Source organism: Enterococcus sp. DIV2449a (assembly GCF_051711225.1).
GTDB lineage: Bacteria > Bacillota > Bacilli > Lactobacillales > Enterococcaceae > Enterococcus_D > Enterococcus_D casseliflavus.
The window spans coordinates 890,637-905,958 of record NZ_JBIOME010000001.1 but is presented as its reverse complement, the minus strand read 5'-3'; the positions used below and the strand labels follow the sequence as shown (position 1 = coordinate 905,958).

11 protein-coding genes are annotated in these 15,322 nt (G+C 44.8%); 5 read left to right on the top strand and 6 right to left on the bottom strand.

The genetic code is table 11. From position 1 onward, the window contains the following. Nucleotides 1-9: 9 nt before the first annotated feature. Together IGI76_RS04375 and fdrA are read right to left on the bottom strand one after the other, a co-directional pair. Nucleotides 10-831: a DUF2877 domain-containing protein gene (locus IGI76_RS04375; protein ID WP_368264168.1), complete on the bottom strand. Its 822-nt coding sequence runs from the start codon at nucleotides 829-831 to the stop codon at nucleotides 10-12. After that, nucleotides 821-3,829, bottom strand: a complete 3,009-nt coding sequence (fdrA, locus tag IGI76_RS04370; protein WP_270266238.1) for a DUF1116 domain-containing protein — start codon at nucleotides 3,827-3,829, stop codon at nucleotides 821-823. The genes IGI76_RS04375 and fdrA overlap by 11 nt, the downstream gene beginning before the upstream one ends. 116 nt (nucleotides 3,830-3,945) lie before the next feature. Between fdrA and IGI76_RS04365 the strand changes: the two genes are divergently transcribed. The 3 genes from IGI76_RS04365 (at nucleotide 3,946) to IGI76_RS04355 (ending at nucleotide 7,667) form a co-directional block, all read left to right on the top strand. Further along, nucleotides 3,946-5,523, top strand: a complete 1,578-nt coding sequence (locus tag IGI76_RS04365; RefSeq protein WP_005225373.1) for a PucR family transcriptional regulator — start codon at nucleotides 3,946-3,948, stop codon at nucleotides 5,521-5,523. Continuing rightward, nucleotides 5,520-6,317: an alpha/beta hydrolase gene (locus tag IGI76_RS04360; RefSeq protein ID WP_270266234.1), complete on the top strand. Its 798-nt coding sequence runs from the start codon at nucleotides 5,520-5,522 to the stop codon at nucleotides 6,315-6,317. Before IGI76_RS04365 ends, IGI76_RS04360 begins: the two co-directional genes overlap by 4 nt. 204 nt (nucleotides 6,318-6,521) lie before the next feature. Continuing rightward, entirely contained in the window at nucleotides 6,522-7,667 is a 1,146-nt protein-coding gene (locus IGI76_RS04355) for a cation:proton antiporter (protein ID WP_005234488.1), read from the top strand. A 156-nt stretch (nucleotides 7,668-7,823) separates the two neighbouring features. Here the strand turns inward: IGI76_RS04355 and abc-f are convergent, their stop codons facing one another. Then, nucleotides 7,824-9,293 carry a ribosomal protection-like ABC-F family protein gene (gene abc-f / locus IGI76_RS04350; protein ID WP_270266231.1) on the bottom strand — a complete coding sequence of 490 codons (1,470 nt, stop codon included), beginning with the start codon at nucleotides 9,291-9,293 and terminating at the stop codon, nucleotides 7,824-7,826. Between the two features lie 227 nt (nucleotides 9,294-9,520). Here abc-f and IGI76_RS04345 point away from each other — a divergent pair, with 227 nt between their 5' ends. After that, entirely contained in the window at nucleotides 9,521-9,646 is a 126-nt protein-coding gene (locus IGI76_RS04345) for a hypothetical protein (protein WP_438792253.1), read from the top strand. 6 nt (nucleotides 9,647-9,652) lie between these two features. On the opposite strand, the gene IGI76_RS04340 is transcribed toward IGI76_RS04345, so the two are convergent. The 3 genes from IGI76_RS04340 to IGI76_RS04330 all read right to left on the bottom strand — a co-directional run bounded on the left by IGI76_RS04340 (nucleotide 9,653) and on the right by IGI76_RS04330 (nucleotide 13,556). Beyond that, nucleotides 9,653-10,921, bottom strand: coding sequence for a dicarboxylate/amino acid:cation symporter (locus tag IGI76_RS04340; RefSeq protein WP_270266229.1), 1,269 nt, complete (start codon nucleotides 10,919-10,921; stop codon nucleotides 9,653-9,655). 18 nt (nucleotides 10,922-10,939) lie between these two features. After that, nucleotides 10,940-12,190 carry an MFS transporter gene (locus IGI76_RS04335; RefSeq protein WP_005225368.1) on the bottom strand — a complete coding sequence of 417 codons (1,251 nt, stop codon included), beginning with the start codon at nucleotides 12,188-12,190 and terminating at the stop codon, nucleotides 10,940-10,942. A gap of 151 nt (nucleotides 12,191-12,341) precedes the next feature. Further along, nucleotides 12,342-13,556 (bottom strand): pyridoxal-phosphate-dependent aminotransferase family protein, encoded by a 1,215-nt coding sequence (locus tag IGI76_RS04330; RefSeq protein WP_005225367.1) that lies wholly within the window; start codon nucleotides 13,554-13,556, stop codon nucleotides 12,342-12,344. Between the two features lie 130 nt (nucleotides 13,557-13,686). Here IGI76_RS04330 and IGI76_RS04325 point away from each other — a divergent pair, with 130 nt between their 5' ends. Beyond that, the gene (locus IGI76_RS04325) at nucleotides 13,687-15,318 is read left to right on the top strand and encodes a PucR family transcriptional regulator (RefSeq protein ID WP_270266225.1); all 1,632 of its coding nucleotides are present in this window, start codon (nucleotides 13,687-13,689) and stop codon (nucleotides 15,316-15,318) included. The last annotated feature ends 4 nt before the right edge of the window (nucleotides 15,319-15,322 follow it).

Genomic DNA, 15,322 nt, shown 5'->3' with positions numbered 1-15,322 from the left:
TCCCCTTTTCTATTCTTTCTCCTCAAGTGACAATGACTCCAACGCTAACAACAACCCAAAGCTAAGATCTTTGCCTGACGAATGACCGATGGACATCAGCTGCTGCACATCGTTTTCCAGCACCTGCGGGTTTTTACTTTTTACGTCTTGGAATAATTGCAGCATTACCGAATTGACATACCCTTGACTGGCACTTTGAATATATGCAAGGCTGACATCCGTCGTAGACAGCGGTTTTGCCAATGCTTGCGCTAACGTTTCGGCTTCTGGCTGCTGCAAGGCATAGAGCATCGCTTGATAGGCAACGAGAAGATCATCGCCGCTAGGTGTCAATCCTTTGCCGCGGCCAATCAGGTGGTCAATGATTGGTTCCCAATCTGAGACAGGCTGCCGCAATGCCGCAAACACTGCTTGGGTTTTCTCATCTTCTGGCAACCCAATCTTGGTTTCTAGTTCTTGCTGAAGCAGTATTTCTTTCAAAAGCTGCAATTCCGCAGAGGTGAAGGATAACTCCTTCACCTGCAGCGAAACCAATTCTTTCTCCTCTAATGAAAGAGAAAATGTTCCTTTTGTGCTGTAAAAGGTCAGACCATGCTCTCGGACTTGCACGCGATTGCCGACTTCGATCAAAGGCAAGACTTGTTCAAACAATGCATCGGGTAAAAAGACCCCGAAGCCAGTCAAATAGTTGCGATAGTTGTTGATATTGACCAGCTGCTGCCCGATCATCACATTGAATGAACGATCAAACACGCTATGCACCCGACCGGTACGACCGAATCGTTGCAGTGGGTCTAGATAATCACTGATTTTGATTTTCTCAGTCAACATCGATCCCCAGATCCTTCGCATAAGCCGTCAAGGCATTTTCAAAACATCCTAACGGTGCACGCACCGTGCCTGCGCCGACTTGACCGACACCTGCTTCTTTATGGGCGATCCCAGTATTGATGATTGGGGTGATGCCTGTTTCAACGACTTTGCGGATGTCGATCCCCAAACAAGTCCCTTGGAAATCCCATGTTGGGATCGAGAAGGTCGGATTATGACCGAAACAGATTTTTGCCATTTCGTTGGAAGTTTCCAGCGCATCCTCAAAGCCCCCAGCGCCGACAAAGCGTGTTACCCCTGGTGCGGCTACCATCGCCATTGCTCCGACGCCGACGGTTTCAGTAATGGCACTGTCCCCAATATCGGGATTGCCATCTGCTTCGGTAAACCCAGTAAAGTACAAACCTTTCGGCGTATTGACTGGTGCAGTATGCCATTGGTCTTCTGTTTGGGCGACACGAACCCCAAAGTTAACACCGTTTCTCGTCATGGTGGTCACGATCGTTCCTTTGGCATCGACACGGGCACCGTCAACGATGGCTTTGCCAGTTGCCATCATGATATTCAAGAAGAACTGATCGGTATCTGCTAAGAACTTGATCACTTCATATTTTTGCTTTTCATCGATCTCTGTTTGGATGATCAACGGCGCGATTTCTTTCAAAAAGTTCAATGATGCTGCAATATTTCGTTGATGGAATTCATCCCCCATTGTGATCGACCGGGCAATCAATACATTCAAGTTGATGCCTTCTTCTGTTAATTGTAATGCCTTGGCAATGGTTGGTCCTAAGACGTCTTTGATCCAATCCAAACGATCGATGACTTCTTGTGAATAGGCACCAAATCGTAAGACTTTACCGATCCCTTCGTTCAAAATACAGTAGGCTTTGTTGCCGACAAGGCGGTTTTCAACCACAAAGACAGGCATATTCCCAGAAGTGATTCCCCCCATTGGTCCAACTGCCTGGACATGGTGACATGGCATAAAGCGAACTTCCCCACTTTCGAGTAAGCGGCGGGCTTCGTCTTCATCCTTCGCCCAGCGTTCAAACAAGGCAGCGCCGATACAAGACCCTTGCATCGGTCCCGTCATTTCCGACCATTGGATCGGCGGTCCTGCATGCAGCAAGGTTTTCTGGCTTTCGTTTAATTCAGCGATCACTGATTTAGCTGGAACGACATCGATCAAGAATGGTTGGGCATTTTTGATTTTATCCGTCACTGCTTGGTTTTCAGCTGTGATTTTTTCGTTAAATTCTTCTAACGCGTCTAAAATACGGATCATTTTCTTGTTGCCGTTGGCACGAGGACGCCAGTTGAATTGTTCTGTTTTCCCGCCATATTGCAGGATCGATTCATTGAAGCTTTGTAAGCCAACATTGATGATCCGTGGTTTGGTGGTCAACAGCTCCATCACTTTCTCGCTAACTGTCGGCACCTCAACTTTGCTACCAGTATAATTATTGACCGCTTTGTCTGTTTCAGAAAGAGTCGCCCCTTTTAAGGCGAGGGCTAATTGCACTGCTTGAGCATTGCTTGGTGCCACATAGACGCCAGCTGCTTTCAAACGGTTGACTGCTTCTTGATAGTTTTGCGGATCTTTTTCAGTTCCGCAGACGGTAGCAACAAAGTACAACGCACGATCAGCTGCTTGGGCTGTTTGCTGTGCAGCTTCGATAGCTGGTAATAAAGCTCCTACCATATCTGCATGCGCGCCGTAACCTAGCACCACATCAAATAAAATGACCCCGGTTTGCTCATCTTGCGCATAGTCTTCGATTTTTTTGATACGCACTTCAGGATCGATCATTGGGTGCGGTTTGCCTTGGGTATAAATATCATCACCAAGGTCGATCACATCATAGCCGTGGGAATGCAAGATATAGCCTTCTTGTTTTACAAGGCCTTCTAGATTCAAGGCTTCGGAGATCAGCATTCCTGCTTCGGCAGCTAATGTTCCGCCAGAATAAAGACCTTTGACCACTTTGTCGGCAGCGAGTTTTGGCACATCTGGGGTTGCTACGCGTTCAAAATAGTTCGCCTTAACTGGTTCTTCATTGGCAAGATCAACAGCGATGCGCGCTGTTTCTTCCAGAGTATGTGCCAAATAGACTTTTCCTTCATGGGCTTCTGGTTTTTCTCCTAAGAAAATCGCTACCACTGGTTTGCTGATACTTTGCAGCAATTGAACGACTTCATCCCGCACTTCTTTTGCAGGTGGCTTCGAGATCACGCAAATCACATCTGTCGGTTCATGATTTTCTAAAGCAACGATGGCATCTTTGACAGTGATCGCCCCAACTTTGTCGCTTAAGTCACGTCCGCCGGTCCCGATGGCGTGAACGACACCACCGCCTAATCGGTCAATGATCGTCGTCACTTCTTGAATCCCTGTACCAGAGGCGCCAACAACGCCGATGTTTCCTGGTGCCACGACATTCGTGAAGGCAATCGGAATGCTGGAAATAATACCGGTCCCACAGTCTGGCCCCATCATCAATAAGCCTTTTTCATGAGCCAGCTTTTTCAAACGCACTTCATCTTCGATAGCAACATTGTCCGTAAACGAGAATACATGCAAGTCATTTTTCAAGGCTTTTTCCATCTCGGCAGCACCATATTCCCCAGGAATACTAAATAGTGCAACATTGGCATCCGGCATTACGCTCAAGGCTTCTTGCCATGAAGCCGCCGCTGGCGTTTCTTTGCCTTGATCTTTTGCTGAAAGATCAGCTAAAAATGAATCGATCGCTGGCATAACTTGATCCATGATTTGTTCGTTTTGGCTATCGACCACGATCATCATATCGTTGGGTGAAGCACCTTCTGCCTCTTTAGAAAGCAAGCCAGTGTTATTTAATATATCTTTGTTTGCATCCGTCCCCATCATGATTTGACTCATTTCGACATCGCCTAGATCATTGATCGTATTCGTCAGCAGCATTAAGTTAATGGAATCTTGGTAGTTATTCTTTAAGATTACTGTGTGCAGCATTTGTTCTCCTCCTTTTCTTATACTCTCATTCTAACGAGCCTTGTTTGCGTTTTCATTGGATAAAGTTCTAAAAAAATGCTATACTTTTTATCCAAAAGAGAAAAAAGGAGCGTTTTATGAAATTAAAAGAATTGGTTGAACTGCCGCTTTTTGAAAAAAGTAAAGTCCTGACTGGCTCCATTGGTTTAACAAATTCCGTCGGTTCCGTCATGGTGCTGGAAGCGATGGACATCGAGAAATGGAGCAAAGCCCATCAATTGATTTTGACTTCTTTTTATGCCTTCAAAGACCAATCCCCTGAGGAACTGCGTGTTTTTTTTGAAAAAATGCAGCAAATCGGTGTCAGCGGTTTAGTGATCAAAGTGGATCGCTTGATCCCTATGATCCCAGATTGGGTGATCGAGCTTAGCTTTGCTTATCAGATCCCTTTGATCAAAGTGCAGCAAGAAGTCAGCTATGAAGCCATCATGCTAGCGGTTTACGAACCATTGCTAAATCACCAAACCCAGCTGCTGCGTACCTATTACGAAGTTCGCCAGCGCTTCATGAAAGTTGAGCGCAACCACTCTTCTTTCGATCAGATCATGCAGGAGTTCTATCAATTGATCGAAAAGCCTTGTTCGTTGCGCATCCCCCATTTAGATGTGCATGTGTCCGTCGGTCAATCCTTTAAGAATTTCGTGGTGACCAAACAAGAACCCATGAAAACCATCGAGTTTACCAAGAACCACTACGAATATTTGGAATTATTTTCTCATGAGAACAATCAATATGTGACTGCCATAAAAGTAGAGATCATCAATCCTTACAATGATCTGTGTACCTTGATCGTTTATCAGAAAGATTCGCAGATCCCTGAGGCAAAAGTCATGATCATTGAAAATGTGATCGACGTCATTTATGAACGCCTCCAAATGGAGTATTTGTTGAAGAAAGAACGCTACAATCGCATGAACAATCTGGCCGATGCAATCTTACAAAACACTCCTAGTAATTTGGCTGAGCTGGATCTTTTGTTAGAAGAAGCGCAACTGGATCGCTACGATTTCTACCAAGGCATCGCCTTTGCTTCCAACAGCTTTAAAGATAAGGAGCGTAAGTCCGTCGTCTTGCACAAGCTACGGGCGTTGAAAACACCCCACGTCTTTTTCGAACACCACAACTATTTGGTGATCCTCTATAATTTCCAATCGATCGCCCATCAGGTGACGAAACAGATGCTGCAGACACATTTTGATGATGCCCTGTTAGCCGATGAACATGGCTGCTTGGTGGTCAGCGAAGTCTTGCGCAAGGAACAGATCAAAGAGATCCTGCCAGAGTGTTTGGATGCGATCCGCTTCAATCGGCAGTTTTATTTGGCGCCGATCATTGCCTATAGCGACTTAGGTATCTTTAGTTCCTTTATCAAGGAGAACCAACTGGAAAAGCTGCAGCAAAGCATTCCCCCGAAGCTGTATCAACTCTCGGAAGAAAATGAAGAGCTGTTCAAAACGCTGTATACCTTTTTTATCACGAATCGCAATTACAAAAATACGGCTGAAACCTTGTTTCTTCATGCCAAAACGATTCGTTATCGGCTAAGCAAAATCGAACAGCTACTAGAGATTGATCTGACAAGTCCGATCCAATTAGTCAATTACGAGATCGGCACCTATTTATTAGAGCTTCAGAAAAGGAGTCAAGCAAAATGAAAAAAGAATGGCAATTGACCACCGGTGCTTCGGTGTCCCTTTATCCTGCTTCGGAGAAATACGTGATTTACTTTCACGGCGGCGGTTTTGTTTATGGAACCCGTCAAGACATTCCCGCATCACTGATTGCACTATTTCAAGAGCAGCAATACAGCGTCCTTACAGTCGATTATTTACTGGCACCCAATTCCTCGTTAGTGGAGATTTTGGCGCTGAACTGGCAAAATTTTCAAGAATTGCAAGCAACTGTGCTTAAAGATAACCCGTTTTGTTTCTGCGGACGCTCAGCTGGCGGTTATTTGATGCTGGCGCTGACCCAGCAATTACTGAAGGAACAACAGAGATTGCCTGAAAAACTGGTCAACTTTTATGGGTATACCGATCTTTCTTTTATTGAAAACAAACGAGTCTTGCAGCAGCCGCTCTTAAGCAAAGAGCAAGTCCCTTCTTTGGATCAAACCGAGATCGTTTGGGATGATCCGCAGTTTCAGCGCTATTTGCCTTATGTTTATTGGGTTCAACAGCAAGAACTCACCACGATCTATGGTCTAACAGCTGAAGCTCTTTCTGACTATGCCATTGATCCTGAGCTGCTTGTTCAATTTCCTCCAATTTTCAGCAGTGCTAGCAGTACCGATGAGGAAGTTCCTTTTCGTTACAGCAAAGGCTTGAAGAAAGTGCCTAAAAGCAAATTTGTCCCTGTCTATGATTTGCCCCACGACTTTTTGAAAAACATCGAGGAGCCGCAAGTCCAAATGGTGTTTCAGCAGCTCGCCCGTTGGCTCAAACAATAATTTGATACAAGTAAAGTGAAAATAATGTTTTTTTATTTCGACGAGTGCACAGAAAAACTCTGATTGCCTTCGCTTCCTCCTTATCTTAAAAAACGTGCGGTTTAATGAAACTCTTTTAATAAAAAAAGGCTTGTTACAGGCTCAATTCAAGAGAGAATGCTATACTAAAGGGGAGTATGTTATAGGAAAGAAGGATGAGGTTTTATGCATTTTGTCGGGATTTTGTGTTTGATCCTAATCACGACGACCCTCTTCTCGCATCTGGCGAGACGGATGGGCGTTCCTGCTGTCATCGGGCAGTTGTTAGCGGGGGTTTTATTAGGAGGCGCAGGACTCAATTGGGTCCATCCAGATATTCTGGTTCATGATTTTTCAGAGATTGGTGTTATTTTGCTGATGTTTTTAGCGGGATTGGAAAGTGATATTTCTTTATTGAAACGCTATTTTCGTCCAGGGATGCTCGTTGCCCTTTTGGGGATCGTGTTCCCTATGCTCTTCGGGTATGCCACGGGGGTCGGTTTTCAAAGCAGTCCCACAGAAGCGTTCTTTTTCGGGATCGTATTAGCTGCCACCTCAGTCAGTATTTCTGTCGAAGTATTGAAAGAGTTGAATGTGGTGAATACGAAAGAAGGGTCGACGATTCTTGGTGCTTCCGTCGTGGATGATATTTTGGTCGTGTTGGTTTTGAGTCTTAGCCTTTCCTTTTTAGGCGGCGAAAGCAGCCAAGCAACACCACTGCCGGTCACCTTATTGGTAGAATTGATTTATTTTGTGTTGATTTTTCTATTGGTGAAATGGATTGCTCCGTTCTTATTGGCACTTGCAGAAAAGCTATTTGCAAATTCCGCGGTGATCATCATGTCACTGATCATCTGCTTAGGAATGGCGTATCTTGCTGACCTCGTTGGGTTAAGCTCGGTCATTGGTGCCTTCTTCGCAGGGATCGCTGTCAGTCAAACGAAGGTTCGTGAGGAAGTGGAACACAGTGTCGAAGCATTAGGTTACGCCGTCTTCATTCCGGTGTTCTTTGTCAGCGTTGGCTTAGAAGTTGATTTTTCCCGCTTAAATGAGCAATTATTCTTTATTCTTGCCTTTACCGTGGTCGCGATCATGACCAAATTGGTCGGCGGCTATGTCGGGGCGAAAATCGCGAAATTCTCAAACAACAGTGCTTGGATGGTGGGAGCTGGAATGATTTCCCGAGGTGAAATGGCATTGATCATTTTACAGATTGGTCAACAAAACCAATTGATTTCGTCCGCATTGTATTCCCCTTTGGTGATCGTTGTCTTGTTGAGTACCTTGATCTCTCCCCTGATCTTAAAATACTTTACGAAAAAGATTTATTAAGCGATGTAGCAACAGCTAGGCGATACCGATGATTGCAAAAAAAACAGCGCGGGTTTTGTAGTGACCGCTCAACGGCCGATTGTTGATCGAACGTTGGGCGGTCGCTTCCTTTCCCGCGCTGTTTTTCTTTATACAGTTATAAAAGCGACAATGCTGCTAGTTACTGGAAACCAATGTTAATTTTCCATGATCGATTTGATACACGTCATCCGCGACGGCATCGATAAACGCTTGATCGTGCGATGTGAACAAAACCATGCCTCGATAGCTGCGAATCAATTGTTCCAAGACGGTGATTGTCGGCAGATCAATAAAGTTCGTCGGTTCATCAAGTATCAAGACATTGGCAGGTTGAGTAAAGATGCGTGCGAGCTCGACCCGTGTCGCTTCTCCGCCGCTTAGCACATTGACTGGCTTCATCACGTCAATCTGGCTAAATCCCAGATTGTGTAAAATACTGCGGACCAGTGGTTCCTGATAGTCTGTTTGAGCCATCAATTCCGTCAAAAGCGGGGTGGTGCTGTTTTTTCGATAGCCCATTTGCTCGTAGACCGCAAAGACGATTTTCGGTGATACATAGATTCCCTCTCCACCTGCGATGATTTCTTTTAGTAAAGTCGACTTTCCCGAACCGTTCGGACCCACGATAGCGATTTTCTTCCCGGCAGCAAACTGGAAACTGCTGCTGTCTAGCAAACGTTTCGCCCCTCTTTGAATGGTTACTTGCTCCCCACGAATCGGTCGTTTATTATGCAGCTCCACTGCAGGGACTACTGGAAAACGAATCACCTGCTGCCGGGCGACGCCCTTCACTTCTTCCAACTGATCCAAGCGGCTTTCCATGGCTTTGACTGTTTTTTGCAATGACTTTTGCACCGTGTCTTTTTGTTTTGATGACGACAAACGGTCTGGTCGGATGTTCTGCTGTCGCTTTTTTTCAGAAATACGACTGCTCTTGATCGCTTGTTCTTTTTTCTTTTGGATTGCTTGGGTCAACTGCTGTTTTTGTTGCTGATACTGCTCAGCCTCCCAGGCAATACGCTGTGCCGCTTGCTCTTTTTGCTGTCGGTAACTGTCATAATTGCCAGCATACTCGGTGACTTTTCCTTGATCGACTTCCCAGATTTTCGTTGCCAGCTGATTCAATAGATACCGATCATGACTGACCACGATCAGGATGCCATAATAATACTGCAGTTCCTCAATCAAGACTTGAATTCCTTGCTGGTCCAAGTGGGTCGTTGGCTCATCGAGCAAAAGTCCTAACTGATAGGAAGATAACGTTTGTGCCAACCGGTATTTGGTCTCCTCCCCGCCGCTTAGTGTCGCCAATTCATTTGTTGGGATCGAAAAACGACCGAACAGCGCCCAGTCAAGGGCCTCCGTCTTTTCAGTCACCTCAGCGATTTGCGGGAAATAGTGAAACGAATTTTCTTTTTGGATCGTTCCTGAATCAGGATCGACCACTCCCGCAATCAACTTCAGCAAGGTAGACTTGCCTTGCCCGTTTGCTCCCACGATCCCGATACGATCCGTTTGATAGGTGCTCAGTTCTTCAATGTTCAGTACTTCTTTGGACCCATAATTTTTGATTAGATTGTTTATTTTTACACTTAATTGTTCCATCAGTCTGTCCTTCCCGTCTAGGAAAACGCAAGCACAAAAAAGGGCATAGCCTACCGCTATACCCTGATTTTAATAAGAAATTGGAAAAAAGAGGACACTCATCCCTTGAAATCACGATTGCCTAGACTTTTGAAATAGATTTAAATTAGCTATTCAAAAGGTCAATCCACAATTTCATCGATGCTGTCATGTTTTTTCCTCCTCTTTTTGTCGTAGTTGTCTGTTGAATGACGAGCGGAAAATCAGCCGCTACTGTTTACCGTTTACGGTATTTTCAAGAAGCTTCTTTAGTCTATCAACGAATCAATCGTAGCACGTTTTCAAAAAAGAGTAAAGTTTCATCACAAGAATGATTGGTCTTATACGCCATCTGTGATTTTTTCTGCTAATTTGACCGAGGCTTTTTCACCATTGAAGACTGCATGATCCAGTTCTCCTTCATCATGAGCAACGATCAACGCCACTGTGACGTCAGGGTCAACATTCAAGAGGGTCCGAAACATCCCAGAAAACCAATCGATCCCAGCCAGTAAGGCGATGCTTTCATTAGGCAGTCCTAACATAGGTAAAACCGTGGCCAATGTGACTAATCCGCCACCTGGAACGACGATCGTTCCCAAGCATGCCAACGAGGACAACAAGACCACTTGCAAAAGATCCCCCCAGCTCAATTGGATCTGGTACGCCTGAGCAACGGTTACGATTGCCAGGGCTAAAAATAAGGAGAGCCCATTGCTATTTAAGGTCATGCCCAGAGGCATCACGAGCTTATTGATTCGATCACTGATCCCAAATCGTTCTTTGCCATCTTCCATTTGAAACGGCAATGAAACAGCAGAGGAGGTAGTCGTAAAGGAAACCACCGAGAGGCGCCACATGTTCTTTATCAAACGAAACAAGGAAACTTTGCAATAGAGCGACGTCAAGAGAAACCAAAGAAACAAAAAGAGCAAAGATGCTGCTGCTAACGTCAATAAAAAATTGGCTAACATTCCCAACACACGAATACCGGTATCTTCTACCAAGGAAGCAACAAGGCCGAAAATCCCGATCGGCGCCAACTTCATGATCATGCTGACCATTTTTAACAAAATATGATTAAAACTACTGATCATATCTAGAAACAGCTGATTCTTTTTTTCATGCTTGATCAAGCTCAAGGCAAGGCCAAAGAAGAGCGAAAAAATAATCACTTGGATCATATTCTGCTCCACCATGGCTTGAATAATGTTCAGTGGAACAAAGTTTAAGATGACTTCTTCCATGCTGCTGGTACTTAATGCAGTTTCTGTACTTTGCAGCAGGGACTGATCAAGGCCTGCGCCAGGCTTGAGGATCAAGGCGAACAAGAGACCGAAAATAGCGGCGACGAGGGTCGATCCAGTAAACCAGAGAAAGACTTTCCCGCCGATCCCACCTAATTCTTTTGGATCAAGTCCCCCCACCGCTTCAATCACCGAGCCCATGACCAGCACGACCACAGACATTTGAATCAGTCGCAAGAAGAAGTCCCCGATTAGCTGCATTTGATCACCTAAACCGGGAAAGGAAACGCCCCAAAAAATCCCCAATACCGTTGCAATCATGATTTGGTTGGTCAAACTGATTTTTAAGGATCGTTTTTTCATCTGTTTTGCCTCACTTTTCTACTTGGCTGTTTTCTTAGAGTTTACAGTCAAGAATAAGAATGTACCACCGATCAACAAAATAATTGCGATATAAAAGCCCATTACTTTTGACCCTGTTGCATCCGAGATCGATCCGGTCAATGTTGGTGCGATAACGGAAGACATCATGCCGAAAAAGTTGAAGACCCCTAATGTCGTACCCACCCCAACTTTGGGTGCATTTTCCCCTAGCCAAGAAATGATGATTGGTTCAACCGCTAATTTTCCAAGGAACCCATACAAGATCAACGCGATCATTAAGAAGGTCGAATTTGTCGCTTGCACCGTTACTAATAACATCAACGCCGCCAATACTTCTAAAATAACGATAAAAGTTACTTTTTTGTGCATGTATTTGTCTGCCAAGCGGCTAAAGAACAATGCCCCAGGAATGGAAGCAAATGCTACCAATGAAGAAGAGAAGCCGATCGCGACTCCTTGGAAGCCTCGTTCTGTTCCTAAGAAGTTTGGTAGCCAAGTAACCGTCATATAGTAGGCATAACACGTCGCAAAATATAACACATACGTAAAGAGCATCCGCAGTGAGAACAAGGTCGAAAGGGAAACTTTTTCTTTCGGCTGATCCGTTGTTTCTTCTTCAGCTGCTGCTTGGCTCTCCAAGAAAGCCACGTCTTCTTTGTTACTGCGGATCACCAATGCAAAAGCGATCGTCATACAAACGATCAAGAAAGCGGATAAATACATCATTGTTTGCCAAGGCATGTTCATCTGAATAACGATAAAGCTTGATAAGATCATCCCAAACCCTGAACCAACGGCAGAACCACTATTGACGATCGCTGTTGAGAAGCTCTTCTTTTCTTTCGGAATGTTCTGTGAGGTCAAAGAATACGCTGAGCCGTAAAATGACCCACAGCCGATCCCTGCTAAAAAGCTACCGGTATAGATCATGGAGATTGAAGAGGCTTGTGAAATCAGTAAAGCTGCCAGTGCAAATACCACGAATCCTGGAAGCAGAACTGTTTTCTTTCCAATCTTATCCACCAAAAAGCCGGCAGGAATCTGCATGATTACATAGCCGAAAAAGTAAAAGCTGGCAATCGATCCTAATGCTGTATCAGAAATATTGCCGCCAAGTGACTCATTGATTTGCGGATAGACTGGCGATAACGCAGCGCGATAAATCCAGATAGTGACCCAGCCTGAACACATTAAGATAATAATTTGTTTCCAGTAGGCAAGCCCACCACGTTCTTTATTGATTTCCATTTTTTTCCCTCCATCAGTTACACAAGTAAAGTTTGTGAAGCACGCCAACGAAAGCGCTTTAAGATAGTCTTAGTGTACGTTTTTTTGCCGACGATTGCATTTGTCATTTTTCACAAAGCGCTTTCAGTCGTTGTGCATTTGTGCTAAAAATTTAAGTCGTTTTTTGGTAATAATTTAACGCAGCGATGAGCGCTTTGCCAGCAGAAATTGGTGCTTGCTGGTACAATAGTGCCCCTTCTAACGCGGCTAGGACATGTAAAATATTTTCTTTGCGGCTGCTGTAACCCATATTTCCAATCCGCCAGATTTTTCCTTTTAGATCACCAAATGAACTAGCGATCTCTACACCAAAGGAGTGAAGCATCTCTTCTCGGACAGCTTCGCCATCAACACCTTCTGGAATAAAGATGGGGGTAACTGTCGGCATTTTGGTTGCTTTTTCGCCATAAATCGACAGCCCCATTGCCTCCAGTCCAGCGACCAACGCGCCTTCATTCGTCAAATGACGTTGATAGGCTGCATCAAGGCCTTCGTTTAGCAGCATCCGTAATCCTTCATGAAGCGCATAGATCATACTCGTCGCTTCTGTGTGATGGTTGATTCGCTCTGTGTTCCAGTAGCGTTGCAGTTGACTCAAATCCAGGTAATTGCTCATAATGTGCCGCTTGTTTCGATCCGTTTTACTCAAGCCTAATTCTTTTTGGTAACGAGCATTAAGGACGGCTTCGACTCGCTCGTTGTAGGTCACTAATGAAAGACCAGACGGCACACTTAAACACTTCTGTGTACCGGCAATCGCTAAATCGACACACCAATCATCGACTGACAGGGCCACGCCACCATAAGTCGCCACCATGTCAACGACAAAGAAAATATCTTTTGCGCGACAATACTGCCCGATTTCTGCTAACGGCTGCATTTGCCCATTGGCGGTTTCCCCGTGGACCATCGCCACGATCTTGGGTTGAAATGCGTCGATTTCTTTGATGACCTCTGCGGGTGCAAAAGGAGCTGTCCACTCTTTTTCTACATATTTGACTTGTGCTTGAGCACGTTCACAGATTTCTCCCAGTAAGAAAGCAAAGCGCCCATAGGCTGGGATCAAGACTTTGTCCCCTGGTTCGATCAAAGCGATCAGCGCCGCTTCTAAACCAGCTCGGGAAGTCCCGTCAATGGCAAATGCCTCTTTGTTTTTGGTTCCAAACGGTTGCTTGATCATTTCTTTGACCTCATCCATGATCGCCAAAAAATTCGGATCAAACTGCCCCAAAATGCGATTGGTCATTGCTTGTAGAACAGCTGGATGGGCTTCTACAGGCCCAGGTGTCATGATCGTACGTTGTGCGATCGTTAACTCTTTATACATCTTTTTCCCTCATTTCTCTTTTTGATTTCACTGTCCAACGCCTTGTCAACGTTTCCAAGTTTGTTGTACAATAAAGCTAAAAAAGGACATGTTTTTGTTTGTTTTGTTCAATTCCAAAAGGAGTTTCTCTATGAAGTTAGTTGCTGAATTGCTTGCTATACCACGCTTTTCCAATTTGCGTTTATTGACAGATCCCCTGACTGCGGAAATTCCCGTCGACAGTATCGAAATCACCGAGACCCCCGATATCGCCCACTATATTCCTGAGCATACCTTTATCTTAAGCACGGCGATGGTTTATAAAGATAATCAAGGAGCGCTTCTAGAGCTGATCGATTCTCTCGTAGCCAAAAATGCCGCTGGATTAGGCATCAAGATCGGTCGTTTTTTAGATGTCATCGATCCTGAAGTGATCACCTACGCCGATAGCTTGGGTTTCCCCATCGTAGAAGTACCTGCCACGATGCCGCTGGGTCGTTTGATGCACCAGCTTTTGAATTTATTGTGGAACACCAAAACCGAGCAGCTGAGCTATGCCTTAGACATTCAAAAACGGTTCTCTGCTTCCTTGATGAAGGATGTCAGCATCGCTCGCTTTATCGCTGATTTTGGCCAAATGGTCAATACACCGATCATTTTGTTGAATCCTTTTAAACAAGTGATTGCCCACTCCAAGCATTTCACCCGCATGTCAAAACCCGCGGAGTATTACATCCATCAATTAGGACAAACGAAAGGGGTTTTTACTGGTGAAAAAAGCGGGGCGATCCCTATCAAAGATCTTCATGAAAAAACGTCACAAATTTCTTATTATGCCATTGAAACCTCCACTTATTTCCCCCATTATTTAGTCATTTTGAATCCTGAGGCGATTCCTTATCCTGTCTCGGATTTTGCGCTGGAACAAGCAGCCTTGGTCTTGTCGTTTATGCTTTACAAGAACCAAAAAGTGCAAGAATCTTTTGAAGATTTAAAAAGTGACTTTTTAACACGGATGATCGAATACCAGCAGTCGACCAAGCAAGAACAAAAGGATTGGTTAGATCTCGGAAAAACTTACGGGTTGGTCAAAGCCCGCCATTATCGTGTCATCTATGGTGCCTGTGAACCAACCAAAGAAACCAAAGGCAAAGACAAATACTTAAAAGAAGAAAGTGACTTGGTTTATCAGTGGTTTAGTGAACAACTGCCTTATCGCATCAAAGATGTTTGTCTCTTTCGCTTAAAGGGCAGCAATCACTTTGCGATTTTCGTGCAGCACAAGTGTGATGCCTTAGAAGACCATTTGATCGAGACCGCCAATGCTTTGACCAATCGGTTGCCATTTCGAATGGCCTTTGGGGTAGGGAGTGTCTGTGAAAGTATCAATGATTTAGCCAGCTCCTACATCGAAGCAAAGACTGCTTATGAAGAACGAAGAGGCCAACCTGATTCGTCCATCGTCTCTTTCTACCATCAACGGGGAATGCGGAGTCTATTTGAAAAAATGAGTCCTGAAGATATCCATTATTTCTGCCGTACGATTCTTAAAGAATTGGCGTTTCCGCAAGAAGATGCCACCATCGAATTACGCAAAACCTTACGGGCTTACTTGGACTATCAATGTGAGATCACCCGCACCGCCAAAGCCTTGTTCGTTCATCGCAACACGATCAAATACCGCATTGAACAGTGTCAAAAGCTACTAGGAAAAAACGTGCATGATCCTAGCATCAGCCTGGATCTGCGTTTAGCCCTTGAGCTGTCGGAAGAAGGCGACTAATAGG

Bases quoted from the DNA above. Each gene is read 5' to 3' on its own strand.
- IGI76_RS04375 (WP_368264168.1), bottom strand. From the start codon at position 831: ATGTTGACTGAGAAAATCAAAATCAGTGATTATCTAGACCCACTGCAA.
- fdrA (WP_270266238.1), bottom strand. From the start codon at position 3,829: ATGCTGCACACAGTAATCTTAAAGAATAACTACCAAGATTCCATTAAC.
- IGI76_RS04365 (WP_005225373.1), top strand. From the start codon at position 3,946: ATGAAATTAAAAGAATTGGTTGAACTGCCGCTTTTTGAAAAAAGTAAA.
- IGI76_RS04360 (WP_270266234.1), top strand. From the start codon at position 5,520: ATGAAAAAAGAATGGCAATTGACCACCGGTGCTTCGGTGTCCCTTTAT.
- IGI76_RS04355 (WP_005234488.1), top strand. From the start codon at position 6,522: ATGCATTTTGTCGGGATTTTGTGTTTGATCCTAATCACGACGACCCTC.
- abc-f (WP_270266231.1), bottom strand. From the start codon at position 9,293: ATGGAACAATTAAGTGTAAAAATAAACAATCTAATCAAAAATTATGGG.
- IGI76_RS04345 (WP_438792253.1), top strand. From the start codon at position 9,521: ATGACGAGCGGAAAATCAGCCGCTACTGTTTACCGTTTACGGTATTTT.
- IGI76_RS04340 (WP_270266229.1), bottom strand. From the start codon at position 10,921: ATGAAAAAACGATCCTTAAAAATCAGTTTGACCAACCAAATCATGATT.
- IGI76_RS04335 (WP_005225368.1), bottom strand. From the start codon at position 12,190: ATGGAAATCAATAAAGAACGTGGTGGGCTTGCCTACTGGAAACAAATT.
- IGI76_RS04330 (WP_005225367.1), bottom strand. From the start codon at position 13,556: ATGTATAAAGAGTTAACGATCGCACAACGTACGATCATGACACCTGGG.
- IGI76_RS04325 (WP_270266225.1), top strand. From the start codon at position 13,687: ATGAAGTTAGTTGCTGAATTGCTTGCTATACCACGCTTTTCCAATTTG.